Annotated in this window: 15 protein-coding genes and 1 pseudogene; 10 read left to right on the top strand and 6 right to left on the bottom strand. The window is 45.3% G+C overall.

The window, feature by feature from the left end:
- Positions 1-82: 82 nt before the first annotated feature.
- From QUA58_RS12045 to QUA58_RS12035, 3 genes are all read right to left on the bottom strand, one after another.
- Complete coding sequence (locus QUA58_RS12045; RefSeq protein WP_333394234.1) at positions 83-1,837, bottom strand: DUF3352 domain-containing protein; 1,755 nt, start codon at positions 1,835-1,837, stop codon at positions 83-85.
- A 69-nt stretch (positions 1,838-1,906) separates the two neighbouring features.
- Positions 1,907-3,064 carry a flagellar assembly protein H gene (locus tag QUA58_RS12040; RefSeq protein ID WP_333394233.1) on the bottom strand — a complete coding sequence of 386 codons (1,158 nt, stop codon included), beginning with the start codon at positions 3,062-3,064 and terminating at the stop codon, positions 1,907-1,909.
- A 42-nt stretch (positions 3,065-3,106) separates the two neighbouring features.
- Entirely contained in the window at positions 3,107-3,712 is a 606-nt protein-coding gene (locus QUA58_RS12035; protein WP_333394231.1) for a pentapeptide repeat-containing protein, read from the bottom strand.
- A 135-nt stretch (positions 3,713-3,847) separates the two neighbouring features.
- Here QUA58_RS12035 and purL point away from each other — a divergent pair, with 135 nt between their 5' ends.
- From purL to QUA58_RS12015, 4 genes are all read left to right on the top strand, one after another.
- A complete protein-coding gene (gene purL, locus QUA58_RS12030) occupies positions 3,848-6,409 on the top strand; it encodes a phosphoribosylformylglycinamidine synthase subunit PurL (protein WP_333394230.1) in 2,562 nt (853 codons plus the stop codon).
- A 266-nt stretch (positions 6,410-6,675) separates the two neighbouring features.
- Positions 6,676-8,409: a bifunctional serine/threonine-protein kinase/formylglycine-generating enzyme family protein gene (locus QUA58_RS12025; RefSeq protein WP_333394228.1), complete on the top strand. Its 1,734-nt coding sequence runs from the start codon at positions 6,676-6,678 to the stop codon at positions 8,407-8,409.
- An 812-nt stretch (positions 8,410-9,221) separates the two neighbouring features.
- A complete protein-coding gene (purF, locus tag QUA58_RS12020; protein ID WP_333250062.1) occupies positions 9,222-10,688 on the top strand; it encodes an amidophosphoribosyltransferase in 1,467 nt (488 codons plus the stop codon).
- A 601-nt stretch (positions 10,689-11,289) separates the two neighbouring features.
- Positions 11,290-12,375, top strand: a complete 1,086-nt coding sequence (locus tag QUA58_RS12015) for a fatty acid desaturase (RefSeq protein ID WP_333250060.1) — start codon at positions 11,290-11,292, stop codon at positions 12,373-12,375.
- 441 nt (positions 12,376-12,816) lie between these two features.
- On the opposite strand, the gene QUA58_RS12010 is transcribed toward QUA58_RS12015, so the two are convergent.
- Complete coding sequence (locus QUA58_RS12010; protein ID WP_333394226.1) at positions 12,817-13,407, bottom strand: hypothetical protein; 591 nt, start codon at positions 13,405-13,407, stop codon at positions 12,817-12,819.
- 257 nt (positions 13,408-13,664) lie between these two features.
- Between QUA58_RS12010 and QUA58_RS12005 the strand changes: the two genes are divergently transcribed.
- The 3 genes and pseudogenes from QUA58_RS12005 to QUA58_RS11995 all read left to right on the top strand — a co-directional run bounded on the left by QUA58_RS12005 (position 13,665) and on the right by QUA58_RS11995 (position 14,881).
- Entirely contained in the window at positions 13,665-14,135 is a 471-nt protein-coding gene (locus QUA58_RS12005) for a leucine-rich repeat domain-containing protein (RefSeq protein WP_333394225.1), read from the top strand.
- Positions 14,108-14,398 (top strand): annotated as a pseudogene (locus QUA58_RS12000) (leucine-rich repeat domain-containing protein); the annotation flags it as partial. The gene QUA58_RS12005 and the pseudogene QUA58_RS12000, both read left to right, overlap by 28 nt.
- Positions 14,399-14,422: 24 nt before the next feature.
- Positions 14,423-14,881 (top strand): leucine-rich repeat domain-containing protein, encoded by a 459-nt coding sequence (locus QUA58_RS11995; RefSeq protein WP_333394224.1) that lies wholly within the window; start codon positions 14,423-14,425, stop codon positions 14,879-14,881.
- Positions 14,882-15,243: 362 nt separating this feature from the next.
- On the opposite strand, the gene QUA58_RS11990 is transcribed toward QUA58_RS11995, so the two are convergent.
- Entirely contained in the window at positions 15,244-15,633 is a 390-nt protein-coding gene (locus tag QUA58_RS11990) for a DUF1830 domain-containing protein (protein ID WP_333250054.1), read from the bottom strand.
- Between the two features lie 375 nt (positions 15,634-16,008).
- On the opposite strand from QUA58_RS11990, the gene QUA58_RS11985 reads away from it, so the two are divergent.
- Complete coding sequence (locus QUA58_RS11985; RefSeq protein ID WP_333250052.1) at positions 16,009-17,589, top strand: photosystem II high light acclimation radical SAM protein; 1,581 nt, start codon at positions 16,009-16,011, stop codon at positions 17,587-17,589.
- A gap of 460 nt (positions 17,590-18,049) precedes the next feature.
- Positions 18,050-18,544 carry a hypothetical protein gene (locus tag QUA58_RS11980; protein ID WP_333394223.1) on the top strand — a complete coding sequence of 165 codons (495 nt, stop codon included), beginning with the start codon at positions 18,050-18,052 and terminating at the stop codon, positions 18,542-18,544.
- 133 nt (positions 18,545-18,677) lie between these two features.
- On the opposite strand, the gene QUA58_RS11975 is transcribed toward QUA58_RS11980, so the two are convergent.
- Positions 18,678-19,073: a pre-16S rRNA-processing nuclease YqgF gene (locus QUA58_RS11975; RefSeq protein WP_333394221.1), complete on the bottom strand. Its 396-nt coding sequence runs from the start codon at positions 19,071-19,073 to the stop codon at positions 18,678-18,680.
- A gap of 739 nt (positions 19,074-19,812) precedes the next feature.
- Between QUA58_RS11975 and QUA58_RS11970 the strand changes: the two genes are divergently transcribed.
- A partial coding sequence (locus tag QUA58_RS11970; protein ID WP_333394220.1) for a hypothetical protein occupies positions 19,813-20,206 on the top strand: 394 nt, incomplete at its 3' end.

Raw genomic sequence — 20,206 nt, 5'->3', positions numbered from 1 at the left:
TCTGACTTCTGACTTCTGACTTCTGACTTCTGACTTCTGACTTCTGACTTCTGACTTCTGACTTCTGACTTCTGACTTCTGACTAATTGAGCCGCATAAATATTGTAGCTTTGCGAATTCCTGCGACTTCTCCCGTACTCGTGACAGTGAGCGATCGCAAGTGCTCGAACAATGGTCTTGCCGAAAGTTCAATTAACCTCAACAGCGGGATTTGTTTTTCCCAAATTGGCCTGCTGGAGGGCCAGTCTAAATAAAAATAGCCGTCGTTTGATGGCGGTAGCGGTTCAATGCTGGTTTGAAAATCTTGATTGGCAAATAAAGAGCCTGTTGCGGCGGCTTCTAGTGCTGCGTCCATTGCTTCTACTGAGGTGGTGAAAATTTCGTATTTGCCGACGGTGGCTCGAACTCCTTTTGCCTCGGTTTCGATCGCACTTTTTCTATTATTTTCTTTATCATAATTTGGACTCGTTGTCAACTGCGTCCAAGCGGTAATTTTCTGGTTTCTGAGAGTAAAGCTGCCGATGCTGTATTCTTTGCTGCGGGCAATTTCATCGAGTTTGTCGATCGCCTTTTGGGAATCAGCAGAGTTTTCGGCGACAAAAATCCAGTCAGCACTATTTGACGAATTCGGAAGCACTGCTAAAGCGTATTCTCCTTGTACCCAGTTAAATATATCCTGCTGCAGGTTGACGCCCCAAACTTGCTGAATATCTGCGATCGTGCGATCGACTAATTTTGAGACTTCTGCATTAGTGGACACCGCCGATGACAAATCAGTCCAAAAATTCCTTAAATCGGTGCTGGCGACCGCGAAAGGACTGGCTGAGGGAATGTACTGCAAGGCTTTCACCGGTTCGGAAAGTGTTGGAGAAGCTGTGTTTTCTCGCGATGTCACTAAAGCAGTTTGAGCCAGCAATCCCCGTCGGTTGACTCCGACAGCAACTGCGAGGGAATTAAGAGAAACTTGGGGATTTTGCTCGGTTGCTGATTGCGGGAGATTGACAAATGCTAAAGCGATTCTGCCTTGAGTTAGCTGCTGCAAAGCTTTTTGATATTCCGGGGTATTATTGAGATTTAGGTTAGCTGATTCAACGTTATTAATTGCATCTCGAATCACAATGGGGCTATTGGAAAATAAAACAAAATTTTGGTTATCCCCAGAATTAAAATTACCGCCGATGGCTGCTGTTGCGAAGCTGGATGGCAACTTTGAAGTCGGCAGAGAAAACGGGTTAAAAGGCGAAAATGAAGCAGATTTTTTCGGGACTCTTGGTGCTTGTTTATAATTAATTCTCACGCCTTTATATATTTCCGACTGCACTGTTTTATCGCCACGAGATTGTTGGCGCCAGTAGGAGTCGAGAAATTTTTGGCTGCGATCGACCTTTTGGGAGGAAACGGCCAGCAAAAACCCGGCTTGTTGGCCGTTGCTGCTGTCGCGATCGAAATCAGGGGTTGTGACGGCGAGGGTAATTTCGTCACCTATCCAAGGTTGGATATCTCTACTGTAATCCAGGCCTGTATTGGCGAGAAGACTTTTTTTGATTTGCTCAAATTCTGCGTGCGATCGACTTCTTTCTTCGGGAGTGGCAAAAACTTGTCGCAATGCTTCGAGGCGATCGGGATTTACCAGCATTGAAGCTAACAAAGGTGCTTGTTTCGAGACAAACACAGCCGCAGCCGGAGTAGTTGTCGGCCCGCCAGCGAGCAAATTCAGGGGAGTTTGAGTTGTCACCCAGTAAAAACCACCGGCACTCAAGCCTAAGAGTGCCAAGACGCCAGCAATGAGGAAAGAAAAGAACGATCGCAGCTTCATCGGCAAATGACAAATTACCACAGTCTCTGATTATACACCCAGAACCCCGACTTGTTTCAAAAGCAGAGGTGATCGCCACATTGTTAGTTTTTAAGTCGCTCGATCTGGCAATCTAGCTATCAGATTTTCCAGGGATAATTGAGGCAATTCTGACAACAGTAATGATAAGTTTTCTGGGGATAAACCGAGCAAATTGGGGATGAGAGTAACCGGGCTTTCTTCCAATTGTCCTAATTCGCTGAAGCGGTTGTTCAAAACACTTTCTGCTAGCAAATTTTGGACTTGTTGGCGATCGGTTTGGGCGATCGGCAGCATAGATAATTGGACTAACAACATAGTAAACTCGGCAGTAGGTAGAGCTGATACCGGGCGCAAAAAGGTGACAGTTAGCGGGTCTAACTCCCCAAATCTGACCTGCAAGAAACTCTCTAAAATTAACCGCTGTCCTTGTTCTCTTCCTTGCTCAAGACCTTGTTCTCTTCCTTGCTCAAGACCTTTTACAATACCTTGTACAAGACCTTGTTCTCGTGCTTCTTGTAACTTTTGTTGAAAAAGGGGTACGATCGCCATAACTAACTCCTGATCTTCATCATCCATTGTGGGATTAGTTGGTGTATTCGCTTGCAAATTTTCCTGCAAGATGTAAAGTAATTGTAGCGCATTAGCTCGAATTGAAGCATCAATGGGAAATGCAGTTAATTCTGCGATCGCCCCTTGCTGCACCCGGCCCCTACCCAACATCCGCAACCACATAGTCTCTGGAGTCCTCGCTAGCTGGTGAATAGCGATTAAGCCAACTCTCCAAACCTCCGATAAAAAATAAACTCCTCTCCCCCAGCCCTCCGACTCTTCAGGAGTCCGAAAACCAAAACTGCTTAATAAAGCCTCCGAAGCAGTAGGAGTGAGAATCCACAACATCGGTAATTGTCTTTCCTCAAAACGTTGATCTTGTCGATTAGCGCGCCGCCCCAGTTCTGCCCTACTATTTAATAACTTAACGACACAGCTAAAAATTCCCTCAGCAGTCACAGGATTGCGAAACGGTTCAATTATCGCCGCAGTTGCAGCCATTTTACCTAACAAACCCAAACTTTGGACATATTCGCCATCAAAAGAATTTGGTTGAAACCACACATCAATTTCTCTAACTTCAGCAGTGACATTTTTGCTCGTTTCTACTTCTCCAAGAGGCGACAATAACTCTTGCAGGTATTCTTTTGCAAACTGATCGTGGGGAAACTTAGTCATCCGATTTTAGATTTTAGATTGTAGATTTTAGAAGCAGGTTGTCTACCACCGCACTCCTCGCGCATCAGAAAAATCGGCATCTAGAACCGCCCCCGCATCAAATACAGCATCAGTTAAATCAGCTTTTCTAAACGACGTTATCGACAATTTTTCTATTTGTTCAACAGCGATAAAAAAGCCGATCGCAGTTAACCCAAGAATTACCCCAGAAACCAAAAATAAGATAATTCCCCTGATAGTATCTCCGCCCCAAAATGTCACAATACCGCTAGCCCCGATCGCAGCAGCAGCCCCAGCCACAGACCCCGCCACAATTCCAGCCTCGCCCCGAGTCACAGCAATCGCCGTCGCAGCCGTTCCAGCCACCGCCACAGCCCCCGCATCTGCCCCGGCAATCAGTCCAGTCAAAGCCCCAGCCGTCGTCACTGTCACCGCTGTCACCCCAGCCCTAGCAATCAAATTTCTCACCCGTCTGCGGCTTTGTCCGGTTCTGACACCCTGAAAATTTGCCCCCTTCAAAATCGCCCCGGTGAAATTGCAGCCTCGAATGTCGCAACCGCTGAAATTCGCCCCTGACAAGTCAAGCCCTTTAAAAGAACGGTTCCGCAAGTTTTGGTTAGCAAAATTGAGATTTCCAGGTTGAGTCATTCGATTTTAGATTTTAGATTTTAGATTTTAGATTAACTAAGCAAAGGCCTAGGATTGTAGATTTTAGATTATAGATTTTAGATTAAGCAAGCACAGGGCATTTAGAATAAAGCCTGTGGTTTATAACGAGTTTCCATGTCTCCCATCTCCGAATCCCCATTTTCCCCCGAACAAATTGCCGCTGAAAGACTCAAACCAGAAGAATATGAAGAAATCGTTCAGCGTCTAGGTCGCCATCCCAATAAAGCTGAATTGGGAATGTTCGGCGTCATGTGGAGCGAACACTGCTGTTACAAAAATTCGCGGCCACTATTAAAACAGTTTCCCACAGAGGGCGATCGAATTCTCGTCGGGCCAGGAGAAAATGCCGGCGTCGTAGACTTGGGAGACGGCTTGCAACTCGCCTTCAAAATTGAATCCCACAACCACCCGTCAGCAGTCGAACCCTTCCAAGGTGCGGCAACCGGTGTCGGCGGGATTCTCCGCGATATCTTCACAATGGGTGCACGCCCGATCGCACTTTTAAATTCCCTGCGTTTCGGCAACTTAGACGATGCTAAAACTCAGAGATTATTCAAAGGAGTAGTATCGGGAATTTCCCATTATGGCAACTGCATCGGCGTGCCCACAGTTGGCGGCGAAGTTTACTTCGATCCTGCTTATTCCGGCAACCCATTAGTTAACGTTATGGCCTTGGGTTTAATGGAAACTCAAGAAATCGTAAAATCGGGGGCATCCGGCATCGGAAATCCCGTGCTTTATGTCGGTTCAACTACCGGGCGAGATGGCATGGGAGGAGCAAGTTTTGCCAGTGCCGAATTGACAGACAAATCAATGGACGATCGCCCCGCCGTCCAAGTAGGAGATCCATTTTTAGAAAAATCCTTAATTGAAGCTTGTTTAGAAGCATTCAAAACCGGTGCAGTCGTCGCCGCCCAAGATATGGGCGCAGCGGGAATCACCTGTTCGACATCAGAAATGGCAGCCAAAGGCGGCGTCGGCATTGAATTCGATTTAGACAAAGTTCCCGTTCGAGAAAGCGGCATGATTCCCTACGAATACCTGCTTTCAGAATCCCAAGAACGGATGTTGTTTGTTGCCCAAAAAGGACGCGAACAGGAATTAATCGATATTTTCCACCGCTGGGGATTGCACGCGGTAGTAGCGGGGACTGTCATCGAAGAGCCGATCGTCCGAATTCTATTTAAAGGCGAAATCGCTGCCGAAATTACCGCGACTGCTTTGGCAGATAACACGCCAATTTATCACCGAGAACTGTTGACAGAGCCGCCAGAATATGCTAAAAGAGCATGGGAATGGACGGCGGATTCCCTGCCACAATCCACAGTTACAGGTATCGAAATTAACGGTAATTTCCAAACTTGGAATCAAATTTTGCTGACGCTTTTAGATACTCCCACCATCGCTTCTAAACGCTGGGTTTATCGCCAATACGACCATCAAGTGCAAAACAATACTGTTGTTTTACCGGGAGGTGCTGATGCTGCGGTTGTCAGATTGCGTCCGCTAGAACCTTGCCAATCTTCCCTTGCTGAAGGGGTAGAAGTACACCCCCTTGCTAAGGGGGATCTACTGAGAGGAAATGCCGTTTCTCTAGCTTCCGAAAGCAAACAGGAAGAAGAGGTAATTCCTCTATTTACAAAGGCACAAGGTAGGGAAACTCCAAAACTTTCTCCCCCCCTTAGCAAGAAGGAAGCGCCCCTGGGGATGATTCCTGGAGTTGCTGCAACGGTTGATTGCAATTCTCGTTATGTTTATCTCGATCCTTATGAAGGTGCAAAAGCAGTCGTAGCGGAAGCAGCGAGAAATTTAAGTTGTGTGGGGGCTGAACCTCTGGCAGTTACGGATAATTTGAATTTTGGCAGTCCCGAAAAGCCGATCGGATATTGGCAGTTAGCGTCAGCTTGTCGCGGGATTGCTGAGGCTTGTCGGGAGTTGGGAACACCTGTTACTGGCGGCAATGTTTCTCTTTACAATGAAACGGTTGATGCTGAGGGAAATCCTCAACCAATTTATCCGACTCCGGTAATCGGAATGGTGGGGTTAATTCCCGATTTGAAGAAGATTTGCGGCCAAGCTTGGCTAAAGAAAGGTGATTTAATTTATGTGCTGGGAATTGGGGAATCATCCCAAAAGTCAGAACTTTCCTCTGAAAGCTCAAAAATCGAAACTTCTCCTACTTTGGGAGGTTCGGAATATTTAGCGGCAATTCACGGGATTGTCGCGGGGAAACCACCAAGGATAGATTTTGAGTTAGAAAGAAAAGTGCAATCGGTTTGTCGCGATGGAATTCGGGAAGGTTGGGTAGGTTCTGCCCATGATTGTGCGGAAGGTGGAATTGCGATCGCCCTCGCGGAATCTTGTATTTCTGCTAAAATGGGTGCGGAAATTCATCTCAGTTTCAACTCGGCAAATGTCAGCCGCTGGGATGAAATTTTGTTTGGTGAAATGGGCAACTGCATTGTAGTTTCAGTCGCACCGAAAAATCAAGGGATTTGGGAGTCTTACCTGCAAGAACATTTGACCAAAATGTGGCAGAAAATTGGTTTAGTTTGCTGTGCGGAATCACCTTTGCGGGTTGTGAGTGCTGACAATCAAGCGTTAATTGAGGTTTCGATGGGTGATATGGGCGATCGATTCTATAATGCGATCGAGCGTCGGATTGCATCTGTTTGATTGGGATTAAAAAACCCGGCGGTTGAAACCGCGTCTACACAGACGAAACCCGACGGGAGCGGGTTAAGATTGGGATTAATAAACCCGGCGTTTAGAAACCGCGTCTACACAGACGAAACCCGACGGGAGCGGGTTGAATTTCTTCAGTCCGCGTAGGCGGACTTTGTTTATGTAGCCGCGGTTTCAACCGCCGGATCTAATCGCCTCCGCCCGGTTCAATTACCCAATTAATCTATACAATATCAACAATATCATTCATAAAATAAATGATTTGCTGTATTAATCCCAACTGTCAAAAACCTGAAAACCCCGATGGGCATACATATTGCATCGATTGTGGCGTCAAACTCTTACCAATTCTGCGAAACCGTTTCCGCATGATCAAATTTCTTGGTCAAGGTGGCTTCGGCAGAACCTATTTAGCAGAAGATATTGATAAACTAAATCAACGCTGTGTCGTTAAACAATTAGCGCCAACAAATGTTCAAGGAACTTGGGCAATTAACAAAGCGGTAGAATTATTTCAGCAAGAAGCCAGACAACTGCAACAGCTAGGACAACATCCCCAAATTCCATCACTAGATGCCTGTTTTGAAGAAGAAAACTATTTGTATCTCGTACAACAGTTTGTTGATGGGGATAATTTGTTGACGCTTTTCCAAAATCAGGGAATTTGGCAAGAAAGCCAAGTTAAGCAACTATTACTCGAACTTCTACCTGTTCTCATGTTTATTCACGCACAAAAAATTATTCACCGAGATATCAAGCCTGAGAATATTATGCGCCGTCGCAGCGACGGTTTGTTAATGCTGATTGATTTCGGAGTTTCCAAACAGTTGTCGGGAACAGTGATGTCGAGACTGGGAACGCAAATTGGTTCGCATGGTTATGCACCTATTGAACAAATGAAAGGGGGTGAAGCTTATGCAGCCAGCGATTTGTTTAGCTTGGGGGCAACGGCTTTTCATCTACTGACAGGAGTACCTCCTGATGGTTTGTGGACGGAACACGGTTATAGCTGGACTGGAAATTGGCAGCAACATTTGAAAAAGCCCATTGACAAGGGACTGGAATTAATTTTATCTAAGTTGTTGGCAAAAGATATCCAGCAGCGCTACCAATCAGCAGAGGAAGTTCTCAAAGATTTTCAACGTCAGTCAACGCCAAATTTTATACAGACTTTAAAAAGGTTTGACTTTGACACGGTGACAGTTGATGTGCGGGGTAATATAACTAGCCGTCAACGCCGTCAAGCACAATTTTTTAGCGAAAATTTAGGCGACGGTGCAATCTTACACATGGTAGCAATTCCTGGCGGCCGTTTCGTGATGGGTTCCGCCAGTACAGAAGCAGGGCGAAGTAACAATGAAGGGCCGCAGGGTACTGTTAAGATCTCTCCTTTTTTTATGGGTAATTATCCCATTACTCAAGAACAGTGGGAAGTAGTGATGGGGAATAACCCTTCTGATATCAAAGGTTTGAAACGTCCTGTAGAACAAGTAAGCTGGAATAATGCTCTGGAATTCTGCCAGAAAATTTCTCAAAAAACCGGCAAGATTTATCGCTTACCTTCGGAAGCCGAATGGGAATATGCTTGTCGCGCCGGAACTACAACGCCTTTCTATTTTGGCGAGACAATTACCCCGGATTTAGTTAATTATGATGGCAATCATCCCTACGGTTCTGCGCCGAAGGGACTTTACCGCAAACAAACAACGGATGTGGGGAGTTTTGGGCCGAATCCGTTTGGTTTGTATGATATGCACGGGAATGTTTGGGAATGGTGCAGCGATAAATGGCACGATAATTATAGTGGCGCACCGACTGACGGAAGTTCTTGGGAAACTGGAACAGATAATAACCGAGTGCTGCGTGGTGGTTCCTGGAACTGCTATACGGTCTATTGCCGTAGTGCCTATCGTGGCAGGCAGTGGGCTGTCCATCGCAGCAGGCACCTCGGTTTTCGCGTGGCGGTAGCTTCGGTTTATTCCTTGTCCTAGTTTCCGCGTAGTAGTGGTAGGGTGCGTCGCATTGAACAATCTACAAATCAAATCGACAATTTCACAACAACGCACCACAAATTAGTAAGGTGCGTCGCCCGAAACAATGTGCAAGTTCGATCGAGAATCTCGCAGCGACGCACCCTACAAATTAAACTGAAAAACTTATCTGCTTTGTGCTATTGCCATAACTTGCCGCGCCCAAAATGACATTACATGGCCGCACAGATTCCCATGATGATATAGTAGGTCAATCTCACAGAAAAGTCAAGCTCGATCGCCCTTAAATTCTAATATTTCAAAAAGCCAGTGAAGCAATTTTATAATTTATTTGCCATTGCACGAGCGCCTATTTCTTAGTCCCCCTATGCTGGGACTAGAGTTTGACTCTTAAGCGATTTCAAGAGACTGTTGGCAAATTTAAAAAGGGTTTCACCCCTCACCCCTAAAAATAGTGGCTCTGGACTAAATATTTAATTAACCATATAGCTATTAACTACCAATAGCGAACCCAAATGCTGCATTCCAGATGTGAGGGGTAACACCCTTGGCGACTTCGCCAACAGTATTTTTCAATCGCCGAATCCCTCGCCCGCCGTTAATCAAGGTTAATATAGGATTTGAGGGCGATCGATACTACAATGCCATTAAACGCCGCATCGCTTCTGTCTGAAATGCTACACGAGTTGGAAATAATGACAGATCCGTGGCAAGATTAAGGGAATGTTAAGTTATGCGACGCTTTCGCAAACAAGATTTCCCGCTGAAACTGTCCCCCGAACCCACCTTCCCCATTAGGAACCCACCCATCTATGATTCCCAACCATTCCTTCGAGGCTGACGAGCATTCTAGCAAACCCGACAAGCCCGAGGAAGCTTGCGGCGTTTTCGGTATCTACGCACCGGGTGAAGATGTCGCCAAGTTGACCTACTTCGGCTTGTATGCTTTGCAGCACCGAGGTCAGGAATCCGCCGGAATTGCTACTTTTGATGGTGAAACAGTTCACCTGCACAAGGATATGGGACTGGTTTCCCAAGTCTTCAACGAATCGAGTTTAGGTCACTTGCCAGGTAACTTAGCCGTAGGCCACACTCGCTACTCTACTACCGGCTCGTCGCGGGTGATCAACGCTCAACCTGTGGTTGTCAAAACCCGTTTGGGAAGTCTCGCTTTAGCACATAACGGGAATCTTGTCAATACCAAAGAATTGCGGGAAGAATTGCTTTCTCGGAAGTGCGAATTTGTCAGTACGACGGATTCAGAGGCGATCGCAGTGGCGATCGGTTCGGAGGTAGACAAGGGCAAAGACTGGCTGGAAGCAGCGATCAGTGCCTTCGGTATGTGCCAAGGAGCCTTTAGTTTGACGATCGCCACCCCCAAAGGCGTGATGGGAGTCCGCGACCCCCACGGCGTCCGCCCGTTGGTAATTGGCATCCTCCCCACAACTCCGGTACGGTACGTTTTAGCATCGGAAACTTGTGGCTTGGATATTATCGGTGCTGAATTTTTGCGGGACGTAGAACCGGGAGAATTAGTTTGGATTACAGAGGAAGGTATGGCTTCCTTCCACTGGAGTCAGCAACAAAAGCGCAAACTTTGCATCTTTGAAATGATCTATTTTGCTCGACCCGATAGCCAGATGGAAGGTGAAAGTTTGTACAGCTACCGCCTGCGGATCGGGCGTTTGTTAGCAGCAGAATCTCCGGCTGATGCGGATATAGTCATCGGCGTTCCTGATTCTGGAATCCCAGCCGCGATCGGCTTTTCTCAAGCTTCCGGCATTCCTTACGCCGAAGGATTGATTAAAAACCGCTACGTGGGGCGCACTTTTATTCAACCGACTCAGACAATGCGGGAGTCAGGAATCCGCATGAAACTCAACCCTCTCAAAGATGTGTTGGAAGGAAAGCGAGTAATTATTATCGATGATTCTATCGTTCGCGGCACTACCAGCCGCAAAATCGTCAAAGCCTTGCGGGATGCGGGCGCAACAGCAGTGCACATGAGAATTTCTTCGCCGCCGGTGACACATCCTTGTTTCTACGGGATCGACACCGACAATCAAGATCAGTTGATTGCTGCTACTAAGTCAGTCGCAGAAATCGGCGCCCAAATTGGGGTTGATTCTTTGGCTTTCTTGAGTTGGGATGGAATGCTGAGGGCGACTAACGAAGACCCGATGAGTTTTTGTTCGGCGTGTTTCACCGGTGATTATCCGATCGACGTTCCAGAAGTGGTAAAACGGTCTAAGCTCATATTAGAAAAGGCTGGAGCCTAGAAAATCCAAAAGCGAGAAAGCGATCGCCCGTCATTTTTCGCAATTTATGGGTTTTCTATTTTTTCTAGTAAGTCATTGCCAAAATGTGTGTAGAAATGTTACATTAACTTGGCTGTAGCAATTCTTGCAGAATTCGTGAACTGTGGTGAACAGTCGGTTGGGTAGAACTTGTGTGAAACCCAACCCTCTGATTGGAGATTGGAGATTGGAGATTTGAGATTTGTGCTTGAATCTAAAATCGCCAATCTAAAATCGATGGTTTTTCCCTAAACTCTCGTTCACAATTCCTGCTCGAAACGCTGTATGCTACCTGCAGACTGGAGGTAGTTCCTCCAGATGTCCACTCTCAGATTGAAGTCGCATTTCGCACCAACAACGGGCACATGAGATTTTTTCAGATAACAGGGTCGATCGCACTAATTTTTCCCACACAAGTATTCCACAAGCAAACTTGCTTGAGAATCGCGGACGGGCTGTTCATGCGAACTAAAGAACTTTAGGAACCCTTGCAGAGTAAAAAATATGGCTCCTTGCGAGCCGAAAGTGCCTGTTAAAAGAAGGCGGAATGCGGTTTCTCAAGTCAGCTTAAATCGGAAACTTCGTGCAATCAAATACTGTTCTCAATCCCGCGAGCAATCAAGGCTCATCCTCTCGTACAACAGAGTTACCTTTTACTCTTCAAGATATCAAGGCAGCCATTCCAGCCCACTGTTTTGAGCCCTCGGCCGGGAAATCTCTGGCTTACTTCTTTTTAGATCTTGGAATTATCGCAGGTTTGTATGCGATCGCCTACACCCTCGATTCCTGGCTCTTTTACCCAATCTTTTGGTTGATGCAGGGAACCATGTTTTGGGCATTGTTTGTAGTGGGTCACGACTGCGGACACGGTTCATTTTCTAAGAGCAAATGGCTCAACAACCTGATCGGACACCTCTCCCACGCTCCAATTCTCGTGCCCTTCCATGGTTGGCGGATTAGTCACAGAACCCACCACGCAAATACAGGCAGCTTAGATAACGATGAAAGCTGGTATCCGGTACCGGAAAGCAAATACAATCAAATGCCTTGGTATGAAAAGCTGGGACGCTTTTATTTGATGTTATTTGCCTATCCAATTTATCTATTTCGCCGATCGCCCGATCGGGTAGGTTCTCACTTCATGCCCGGTAGCCCGATTTTCCGTCCTTCCGAAAAAGCGGACGTGTTAACGAGTTCCGCATCCTTAGTGCTGATGGTAGCCTTTTTAGGTGCGTTAACCTATCAGTTTGGTTGGCTGTTTTTGCTGAAGTTCTACTTGGTTCCATATATAGTGTTCGTGATGTGGCTGGATTTGGTAACATTCCTGCACCACACAGAAGCCGATATTCCTTGGTATCGCGGTAATGATTGGTATTTCTTGAAAGGTGCATTGTCTACGATCGATCGCGACTACGGAATCATCAATTCCATCCATCACGACATCGGGACTCACGTAGCCCACCACATTTTCTCGACAATGCCGCACTATCACTTGAAGGAAGCAACGGAAGCCATCAAGCCAGTGTTGGGCGATTATTATCGCAAGTCAACCGATCCAATTTGGAAGAGCTTTATTCGCTCTTACTGGGATTGTCATTTTGTCTCCGATACAGGTTCTGGAGTTTACTACGAATCACCTAACAGTCGGCGATCGGCTGAAGTTAAGTAGCTTAAATAAACAATAGAATACGTAAAAACTCGGCTTATTAAAGAAACCGGGTTTTTCTTTTTTTTTGCGCGTGTTTGATAATAAGATATTCCACATTTAACCTAGATATTGGGGGCGGGCAAGATGCCCACCCCACAAGAAATTTAAGACTTTTAAAAATGCAAAATAAATATTTTTTAGCTAATGCTGGCGACTGAAATGAACACAAGAGACTTGCATTGCATTTCCCAGCTCTCAATTCCTGCAATTATCTGCGTTTATCTGTGTTTATCTGCCTTAAATCTGCGGTTTCTCGCGAGAAGACTTATTCAATATTGTCTAATCAAAGAGGTTTGTAAGTTGTCGTGCATTTAATTTGTATGCTTATTTTTATGGCAAATCTTGTGGGTGGACACACACTCCGCCCAAAAGTTACAAACTAAATAGACAACAGACATAATATTACAGATTACCTTTAAGCCCGATCGCAGTTACAATCGTCCACGCATCCACCAACAGTAGCAGCAGCGTACAGAAGAGCAAAATAAGATACATCCAAGGCTGCGACAAAGGGCGGACATCTCTAGTATCAATACCTGTTTTTGCTTCCACCAAACCGACTAATTTAGCAAACCCAGCCACTCGCATTGGCAACAAATAACCTTCACCCGAATGACTCAAAAAATAGTAGACTAAACCTCCTTGACCGGTCGATCGAGGTTTGAGAGCTTTCACCTCAGTCCAAGGTAGCCACCAACCCTTGCGAAACACGCGCGGAAACCACTTCGGATAGGTAACTTCAATCCCCTCCTCGCTGAGAATTACCCGTTCGCTGAGCACGCCATACAAGCCCGCTGCGCCGACAATAATTGCAACCCAGAGTGCGATCGGGGGAACAGGTGCTTTCGTGACTTCCGACAAAAACGGCAATGGAATTGTCAGGGCGACGTACAAGCCCAACAGCGTGATTCTAATCAGGGGAGAAAGCCGGAATACAGCCGGCTCAAATACTGGGGGGGAAGATGGGGGAAATGCGATCGGTTCTGCTGACATAACTGAAATGAGAGAAGCTGTTTAATCCTATTTTTGCACAGACGCAGACGGCGCTTGAAACCAGGTTTATAAAAACGAAGTCCACTCGCCTGCGGACTAAAGAAAATAATGTAATTTTAACCGCCCGGTTTTCTGAACCTTAATTGAGTCATATCCCATGCGGTTGCATCGCAACCCTTGATTTATGGCAACTTGCGTAAGTCATGTTATCTTGGATTCACTCAGAGAGTTTCGAGAGAAATTGGGAGGCGCGCCAAATGTTAGAAAAGCTTTTAGGTAAAAGGAATTGGCTAAAGATTGCCAAGCATACCGCTTGGCAGTGTATCGTCTTCAGTCTGTCTTTAATTCTTATTGTTGGCAACTACAGATTACCGCAGGCTGTCGGACAGAAAACACCGACAGCAAACTACAAAACTTTTACCGATTGGTGTGCCAACAAAGCTAATTTGAACCCAGAGACTAGACGCACTGTTGATGCGTTATTGAAGCAAGCTGAAACTAATGAGTGCAAAACAGCTAACCAGAAGCTTTCAAGTCTAGGTGAACTCGACATCAAGGGCAATCAAGTATCAGACATTACACCCCTGCAATCTCTGACTAACCTAACTACCCTCATTTTCAGTGGCAATCAAATATCAGACATTACACCCCTGCAATCTCTGACTAACCTAACTACCCTCTACCTCGGCTTCAATCAAATATCAGACATTACACCCTGCAATCTCTGACTAACCTAACTAAGCTCGAACTCAGCGGCAATCAAATATCAGACATTACAACCCTGAAATCTCTGACTAACCTAACTACCCTCTACCTCGGTCTCAATCCAATATCAGATATTACACCCCTGCAATCTCTGACTAAACTAACTTTTCTCGAACTCATCAGCAATAAAATATCAGATATTACACCCCTGAAATCTCTGACTAACCTAACTTTTCTCGAACTCATCAACAATCAAATATCAGACATTACACCCTTGAAATCTCTGACTAACCTAACTATCCTTTACCTCATGAACAATCAAATATCAGACATTACAACCCTGAAATCTCTGACGAAACTAGCTGACCTCGAACTCATGAACAATCAAATATCAGACATTACACCCCTGAAATCTCTGACTAACCTAACTACCCTCATCCTCAGTGGCAATCAAATATCAGATATTACACCCCTGAAATCTCTGGCTAACTTAACTACCCTCCACCTCGGCTTCAATCCAATATCAGACTTTACATCCCTCACATCTCTGACTAACCTAAATTTTCTCGAACTCAGCGGCAATAAAATATCAGACATTACAACCCTGCAATCTTTGACTAATCTAACTACCCTCTCCCTCGAATCCAATCAAATATCAGACATTACACCCCTAAAATCTCTGACTAACCTAACTACCCTCTACCTCAAGAACAATCCGATCGCCAAAAAAATTTGCCCTCTCAAACCCGAGTCTATTTGTCGGTTTTAACGGCTGGGAAAGATTGCATGAGCAACGCGGTTTTGAATTATACGCCCAAAATTTTAAACATCATTTAAACAACGCTCAATATCTTGCATCACTGCTAAATCTAATTTTCTTCAAGTATTTTTTTATCTCAAGTGAGAAGTGGCAAAAGAACTTAACTGCTATATAATCAAAACCAGCTAATCTGTACTTGAATAAACTCAAAATCGCTAGATGATTTTTGCGATTTTGAGTTTCGATTTAAAATTCAATTCAGAAACTTTGATTCTTAAGTGCTGACTTTTTACCGCTTTGCAAAAGTTGGAATTTTGAGCGCCGAGTGATCAATTCACTGACAATTTATAACTCAAAACTCACAACTCCAATTAATCGACGGCTGTTAGCGCCGGTACTGTCAAAGGTTCTGAGATTTCTCGGGATTTGGGGCGGCCGGCAATTATTGCGCGATCGCCCTTAACTTCCCCTCCGGATCTGCTAGGATTGACGTTTGAATAGGGGCCTTCGTTAATCTGCAAGCGATCGCAAGGAATTTTGTCCGACAAAATTGCACTCGCCATCATCCCGGTGTGAATTTCCAATGCTGCCGCCGGCATCGCTTCAAACACTAAGCGCTGTCCGGGAAACACCACTCTTTCAAAGTACCAGTTAGGAATGTTGGCGATGCGAGCAATCTGAATCTGACTGGTGGCGTTGACGTAGCAGCACAGAATCTTGCTGTCGGTGTCTGAGGGTAAGGGGTCAAGAATTTGAGCCATAACTGCTGAGGGAGCCTTGCCTAAAAGTTTTAGTTATCTTCTCAGGCTAACACTAGGCGATCCCAGCCTACTGTAAAGCCGACTACCAACTCCCTAACACATTAGAGACCGATCGTACCTAACTTAAAATCTCACCGGATAAATATCTGCTTTTTGACTCCACGCTGGGATTTTCTCTCAAAATACGCTGTATTGAGTTAAAAATTAGCTTTTTTCTGCTGCTATCGCCGATCGACACCAACAAGCTCAGCTTTTAGCCCGCTCTAAAAATTTAAGAATATTTAATGTCAAATTGCGAAAATTAGACATATTGTAAAGTTATATTAAAAGAATATTAACATAGCTGAAAAAGTTCCAGTTTAGGATATAGCAATCATGGAAAACCGAGAAAACCGAGTCCTGTACGTTCGCCTCCCTTGCAATCCCATTTTCCCGATCGGAGTTGTGTATCTTTCGGATCACGTACACAAGCTGTTTCCCGATGTCCAACAACGCATTTTCGATTTAGGTGCCGTACCCCCCCTGGATTTCGCTAAAGCTTTAGATGCCAGCATAGACGAGTTTAAGCCGACTCTGCTGGTTTTCTCTTGGCGGGACATTCAAATTTACGCGCCCGTGGGCGGTAGGGGCGGGAATCCCTTACAAAATGCCTTCGAGTTTTACTACGCCAAAAATCCGCTAACTAAGTTGCGGGGAGCACTCGGAGGATTGCGTTTGGCCACGTCCTACTACACCGAACTCTCGCGCAATCTGGGACTGGTTAAGCGCGGATTGAAGCGGGCCCGGAAATACCGCCCGGAAGCCCGCGCAGTGGTCGGTGGCGGTGCTGTGAGCGTGTTTTACGAGCAGTTGGGGCGCAGTTTGCCGGCGGGGACTGTGGTTTCGGTGGGCGAAGGCGAAGCTTTGCTGGAGAAGTTGATTAAAGGCGAAGATTTGGCGCAGGAAAGATGTTATGTAGTAGGAGAAACTGTGCCGCGCGATCGGCTAATTCACGAAAAGCCAGCCAACATCGAGAAAACCGCCTGCGATTACAACTACATCGAAACCATTTGGCCGGAATTTTCCTATTATTTACAGGATATGGACTTCTACCTCGGAGTCCAAACTAAGCGCGGCTGTCCCCACAATTGCTGTTACTGCATTTATACGGTGATTGAAGGAAAACAAGTGCGGATCAATCCGGCGGATGAGGTGGTGGCTGAGATGCAGCAATTGTACGATCGAGGTATCCGCAATTTCTGGTTTACCGACGCTCAATTTATCCCGGCGCGCAAATTCATCGACGATGCGATCGAATTATTGCAAAAAATCATCCTCTCCGGTATGACAGACATCCACTGGGCTGCTTACATCCGTGCGGACAATCTCACACCCGAATTGTGCGATTTGATGGTAAAAACGGGCATGAACTACTTTGAAATCGGCATCACCAGCGGTTCCCAGGAACTGGTTAGGAAAATGCGAATGGGCTACAACTTGCGAGTAGTTTTGGAAAATTGCCGCGATTTAAAAGCAGCCGGTTACAACGATGTAGTTTCCGTCAATTACTCATTTAACGTGATTGACGAAACCTTTGAAACCATCCGACAAACAATTGCCTATCACCGAGAATTAGAGCGCATTTTCGGAGTCGATAAAGTAGAACCAGCGATTTTCTTCATCGGATTGCAGCCGCACACAATTTTAGAAGAATACGCCTTTAAAAAGGATATTTTGCAACCCGGTTACGATCCGATGAGTTTGATGCCTTGGACAGCCCGCAAGTTGCTGTGGAATCCAGAGCCTTTGGGTTCGTTTTTCGGGCAAATTTGTTTAGAAGCTTGGCAGCGAAATTCCAATGATTTCGGCCGCGAAGTGATGGCAATTTTGGAGGAAAAACTCGGCTGTGCGGATTTGGAAGAGGCATTAACCGCGCCTGTGGAAATCAAAGACAAACAGTTGGCAGCAGTTAATTAATTATCAGGTTCGCAGTCAGGACGACGGTTATTTAAAAAATGGGAAATGGGAGGAAAAATGTATCTTCTGTTTCCCTTTTTATTATTCGCTAAATAGCTAAGCGCAAATCAACATTACTGTGTAACTGAGTCAGTTCGCGATCGCATGGAAGGCGAGAAACCCGGTTTCCACGAAAATCAAAGGTTTAGTAACGAGAAATATATGAAGAAAGCCGGTTTCTCAGATCGGCGCGAACAAGTCATAAAATCTTAAAAATGTCCTCAATGCAAGAGATTGCTTTCCTTCGATCGCATTGACATACTTATGTATTTTCACTGGTGTAGGGTGCACAGTTCGCACCTTACTTAAACCAACGGCGTACCGTGTTCCCTGCACCTCTCACCTCTGATATTAAATATTATTAATATCCAGCAAAGATCGCTTAAGATATAATTATATAGTTAAAACCAGGAGTGACAAGATGTTTTATAAAGATAGAGTTAAGGGCAATAAAGGAATAGTTCTAGTTATGGCTGGCATTAGTGCGATTCCCTACCCTTCGGGAACCCCTGCGGGGAACGGGATAGCTTCGCTTCACGGCTTTTTAACCGCCTCAGCACAAGCAACGGCACTAAATCAACCGATTGGGAAAGTTCGGGCGATCGCACCCAACACTTTGGGCAATAATCAACGGCTGCAAATTGCTCAAGTTGAGGGATGTCCGAGGGCCGAAATGGTGCAATCTTTCGCAACGCCCAACTTTTCTATATACATTTGCAAAACCCAGGAAGGCGAGATTTTTTACCGCGGCCTCAGCAAGATAAATGGCACCCAAATCAATGTCATGCAAGTAACGACAGGTGACGACGGAACTTATGAAGCGACTAACGGCAATATTATCTATTCGATAAACCCCCAACGGCTGCAAGTCCGGCAGAATGGTAAGGTAATTTTGACCGAAGGTGTTATCAAGTAGCACTAATTGTGATTCAACGATCGATCCTCTAAATTTAGGGTGTATTTTATTTAAGTGAAAAATTCAATACCAGCAAAAATATATTGATTCCTTAATAATCAAAGAGAATCAGTGGTAACGGTTATAAAATTGACTAACTTTTATTCAAATACCTCTCAATCAGGACGATCGCCACAATATCATCCACCGGTCTCGGCGGCGTCCGCATTCCCTTCGGAATCAAGCGGTCGAGTCCCGTCGGAGGGTACATTTGCCAGTAGCGTTCCTTGGCTTCCAAACTGCTGTACCTCTCGTCAATCTGAACAATTTTGAGCGCAGGCGACAAACTCTGCGTCAATTTTTGTTTCCAACTCTTAGAAGTCGTTTGATCTCCGAGCACCAATAACTCAATTGAAAACTGTTCGCACAGAGATTGAATAGTCGAAATTGCACTCTCGGAGGGTACAACTTCATGGTAGGAAACATTGTTATCTGTACTCATGACGGCGATACCGCACTTGTCTTTACCTGGATCGAAACCTAAAATCATATTTATTAGTTCTGAGTGAATAAGTTTGTAGTTGCGCTGTTGTAGTCGAGGAAACCCATCGCCAACCTAGATATCATCTGATACTTGCATTCTTGAATGTCTCAAAATTTTTGCGGGCGATCGTACATATTTTACTTGACTTTTTTGTGGGATTGACATATTATATCATCATGGGAATCCGTGCGGTCATATAATGTCATATAGTATTGTCTCAGCTTAAACCCCGCGCACAAATCAGAAGGTTTCTTTCACCCCCCGCGCACAAATCAGAAACCGGGTTTTTGCCACAATATTTGCTTCCCAGTTTTGATTGAACTCAAAAACCCGGTTTCTCACAGCAACGCGCAAAAACCCGGTTTCTCACAGCAACGCGCAAAAACCCGGTTTCTCTCACCTCTGTACAGGCGGTGCGTCGCTGTGAGATTGTCGATTTGATTTGCAAATTGCAGATGGCGACGCACCCTACTCTCTTATCTGGATTTGGTGTAGTGGTATTTTTTGATATGCAGTAGATATGGTTGGCGGGGTTGTTGGGGTTATCGAATTTGGTGCGATCAATGCAGAGGAATTGGAGGGTTTGGTGGAGGTTAGTTTCCGTAAGTTGGGTTGGCATGAGTTGGGGGAGGTTGATTAGTTCCGAGGTCGGGATGCCACTATGCTATAATCAATTAACTGACAGGTGGTAATTGGGTTTCTTGCCCTCAACATAACCTACAATATTTAACTGGGAGTTGTAGTAATGGAAGTCGAATTTGGTCATGTTCAGGAATACAATACAGAAAGAGGTTTCGGATTTGTAAGCCGCACATTTAGGAATGCTAATCAACGACATAAAAAAAATGTTTGGTTTCACATCAAAAAAATCAAGTGTGATTACCCAAATTTGGCAAAAGAATTAGATGCGGGCTCCTTCGCAAATATTAACTTTTGGTACGAAGTTGATAATAGGGATCGCGAAAATGTCGGTAAAGTCTGGCTATACGCAAAAGATATTCCTCAGCAGCAACGAGATAGTTTAGTTGCTCATATTGAACAACTATGGTGCAATCCTATTAATGCCCTTCCTGAATGGCTAGATTCCATCACAATTGCTGCGGTTGGAGAAGTTCGCAAAGATGAGTTGAAGAAACTTT

Origin of the sequence: Microcoleus sp. N9_A1, from assembly GCF_036701795.1 — a bacterium.
Taxonomy (GTDB): Bacteria; Cyanobacteriota; Cyanobacteriia; order Cyanobacteriales; family Microcoleaceae; genus Microcoleus.
This window is presented reverse-complemented; position numbering and strand designations above follow the sequence as displayed.

Bases quoted from the DNA above. Each gene is read 5' to 3' on its own strand.
- QUA58_RS12010 (WP_333394226.1), bottom strand. From the start codon at position 13,407: ATGTCAGCAGAACCGATCGCATTTCCCCCATCTTCCCCCCCAGTATTT.
- QUA58_RS12005 (WP_333394225.1), top strand. From the start codon at position 13,665: ATGTTAGAAAAGCTTTTAGGTAAAAGGAATTGGCTAAAGATTGCCAAG.
- QUA58_RS12025 (WP_333394228.1), top strand. From the start codon at position 6,676: ATGATTTGCTGTATTAATCCCAACTGTCAAAAACCTGAAAACCCCGAT.
- QUA58_RS12035 (WP_333394231.1), bottom strand. From the start codon at position 3,712: ATGACTCAACCTGGAAATCTCAATTTTGCTAACCAAAACTTGCGGAAC.
- QUA58_RS12040 (WP_333394233.1), bottom strand. From the start codon at position 3,064: ATGACTAAGTTTCCCCACGATCAGTTTGCAAAAGAATACCTGCAAGAG.
- purF (WP_333250062.1), top strand. From the start codon at position 9,222: ATGATTCCCAACCATTCCTTCGAGGCTGACGAGCATTCTAGCAAACCC.
- QUA58_RS11995 (WP_333394224.1), top strand. From the start codon at position 14,423: ATGAACAATCAAATATCAGACATTACAACCCTGAAATCTCTGACGAAA.
- QUA58_RS11975 (WP_333394221.1), bottom strand. From the start codon at position 19,073: ATGATTTTAGGTTTCGATCCAGGTAAAGACAAGTGCGGTATCGCCGTC.
- purL (WP_333394230.1), top strand. From the start codon at position 3,848: ATGTCTCCCATCTCCGAATCCCCATTTTCCCCCGAACAAATTGCCGCT.
- QUA58_RS11985 (WP_333250052.1), top strand. From the start codon at position 16,009: ATGGAAAACCGAGAAAACCGAGTCCTGTACGTTCGCCTCCCTTGCAAT.
- QUA58_RS11990 (WP_333250054.1), bottom strand. From the start codon at position 15,633: ATGGCTCAAATTCTTGACCCCTTACCCTCAGACACCGACAGCAAGATT.
- QUA58_RS11980 (WP_333394223.1), top strand. From the start codon at position 18,050: ATGTTTTATAAAGATAGAGTTAAGGGCAATAAAGGAATAGTTCTAGTT.